Raw genomic sequence first — 2270 nt, 5'->3', positions numbered from 1 at the left:
ACCCCGAAGCCGCCGCCCACATCCGGGGCGATGCACTCGACCTTGGCCAGCGGCATACCGAGCTTGGCCGCGACCGCGGCCCGCACGCCCGTGGACGTCTGGGTGGAGGAGTAGATGCGAAGGCTCTGCTCGTCGCTGTCCCAGCGGGCGTAGACGCCCTTGCCCTCCATCGGCATGCAGGCGCTGCGCTCGATCTCCAGGGCCAGGGTGAGCCGGTGCGGGGCGGCCGCGATCGCCGCCGCGGTGTCGCCGACCTCCTGGACCATGTGCGCCGCGACGTTGCCCGGCGCCTCCTCGTGCACGAGCGCCTCGCCGGAGCGGGCGGCCTCGATGCCGACGACGACGGGCAGCTGCTCGTACTCCACCCGGATCCGCTCGCAGGCGTCCTCGGCGACGTAGCGGTCGGTCGCCACGACCATGGCCACCGGCTCGCCGACATGGTTGACCAGCTCCGGGGCCAGGGGGTAGCCCGTCATCGGGTTGGTCAGCGTGGGGTGCGGGATGAGCAGCGGCAGGCGCTCGGCGGTCTTGCCGTCGAGGTCCTCGTAGGTGTAGATCGCCACGACGCCCTCGACGTCGATCGCCTCGGAGACGTCGATGTCGGTGATCCGCGCGTGCGCGTAGGGGCTGCGCACGAAGGCCGCGGCGAGCGCGTCGTGGCCGAGGTCGTCGAGGTAGCGGCCGTTGCCGGTGACCAGCCGCGGGTCCTCCGTGCGGTGGACCGGGGCGCCGAACATCCGCGTGGTCATGCGCCCGCCTCCCGCTCGCGGGTGATCTCGGCCGCGCGCAGCACCGACTTCACGATGTTCTGGTAGCCCGTGCAGCGGCAGAGGTTGCCCGAGATGCACTCGCGCGCCTCGGCCTCGGTCGGGTCCGGGTTCTCCTGCAGGTATGCCGAGATGGTCGTCAGGAAGCCCGGGGTGCAGAAGCCGCACTGCAGGCCGTGGCACTCGGTGAACGCCTGCTGCACCGGGCTCATCTGCTCCGCGTCGGGAGCCAGGCCCTCGACCGTCGTGATCTCGTGGTCCTGGGCGGTGACCGCGAACATCAGACAGGAGCGCATCGGCTGGCCGTCGACGAGGACGGTGCAGGCGCCGCAGACGCCGTGCTCGCAGCCGACGTGTGTGCCGGTCAGCCGCAGGTCGTGGCGCAGGAAGTCCGAGAGCAGGCGCCGCGCCGGCGCGGTCGCGGTGCGGGCGACGCCGTTGACGCGCAGCGTGATCTCGAGCTGCTGCTCGACGGTCGAGGTGGTGTCGGTCATCGGGTCTGGCCTTCGAGAGCGGTGGCCGCGGCCTCGGTGAGGACGCGGGTGGTCAGGACGCCGGCGAGCATGCGGCGGTAGTCGGCGGTGGCGTGGATGTCGCCGTCGGGGTCGACGTGGTCACGGGCCATCTCGGCGGCCTTGGCCCAGTCGACGTCGGCGACCTCGCGCCCGGCGAAGGCCTCGGTCAGGTCGAGGACGTCCGGGGTCGGCGTGACCGAGACGAACGCCGCGCGCACCGTGGTGACCACACCGTCGGTGACCGTGACCGCCGCGGCGACCCCGGCGAGGGCGTAGTCGCCGTGGCGCCGGGCGCTCTCGGCGAACGCGGTGCCGGTGCCGGCCGGGAAGCGGCCGAAGCGGACCCCGGTGGCCATCTCGCCCTCGGTGAGGCAGGACTCCAGCGGGCCGAGGAAGAAGTCCGCGGCCGCGATCTCGCGGGTGCCTGCGGCACTGGCCGCCTCGACATACCCCTGGGTGAGCGCCAGCACGGCCGGCATCTCCCCGGAGGGGTCGGCGTGCGCGATGGAGCCGGTGGTGGTGCCGCGGTTGCGGATCGCGGGGTGCGCCACGTTGCGCAGGGCCTGGCGCAGCAGGGGGTTCGCGGCGAACGCGCCGTCGTGCCGCTCGAGCTGGGAGTGGCGCACCAGGGCGCCGATCCGCACCGCGTCGTCGGTGACCTCGACGGTGTCCAGCCCGGCGACCCGGTTGATGTCCACGAGGTGGCCCGGCGCGGCCAGGCGCATGTTGAGGATCGGGATGAGGCTCTGGCCGCCGGCGAGGACCTTGCCGTCGTGCCCGACCTCGGCCAGGACCGCGACCGCCTCGGCGACGCTGCGAGGCGCGTGGTGGACGAAGGGGGAGGGCTTCACCGTGACGATCCTGCCTTGCGTGCTGGGGTGTGGATATGGGACGGGCTCACCGCTGCGGGCGAGTGATGTTGGCAACTTCTGCCGTCAATCCTGCCCCCGAATGGCACGTGGGCCACGCCGATCCCGAAGATCGGCGT

Annotated in this window: 3 protein-coding genes; all 3 read right to left on the bottom strand. The window is 72.8% G+C overall.

Annotated features, from left to right (window positions below):
- On the bottom strand, window positions 1-749 hold a 749-nt coding region (locus tag ACXVGS_RS18990), incomplete at its 3' end, for a molybdopterin cofactor-binding domain-containing protein (RefSeq protein WP_458538224.1).
- On the bottom strand, window positions 746-1261 hold the full coding sequence (locus ACXVGS_RS18985) for a (2Fe-2S)-binding protein (RefSeq protein WP_458528633.1): 516 nt from the start codon (window positions 1259-1261) through the stop codon (window positions 746-748). The genes ACXVGS_RS18985 and ACXVGS_RS18990, both read right to left, overlap by 4 nt.
- Window positions 1258-2133, bottom strand: coding sequence for an FAD binding domain-containing protein (locus ACXVGS_RS18980; protein ID WP_458528632.1), 876 nt, complete (start codon window positions 2131-2133; stop codon window positions 1258-1260). Before ACXVGS_RS18980 ends, ACXVGS_RS18985 begins: the two co-directional genes overlap by 4 nt.
- Between the last annotated feature and the right edge of the window lie 137 nt (window positions 2134-2270).

The organism is Oryzihumus sp. (assembly GCF_054325275.1).
Note: the sequence above shows the minus strand (reverse complement) of the source record. Positions and strands in the feature narration are given on the sequence as shown.

Bases quoted from the DNA above. Each gene is read 5' to 3' on its own strand.
- ACXVGS_RS18985 (WP_458528633.1), bottom strand. From the start codon at position 1,261: ATGACCGACACCACCTCGACCGTCGAGCAGCAGCTCGAGATCACGCTG.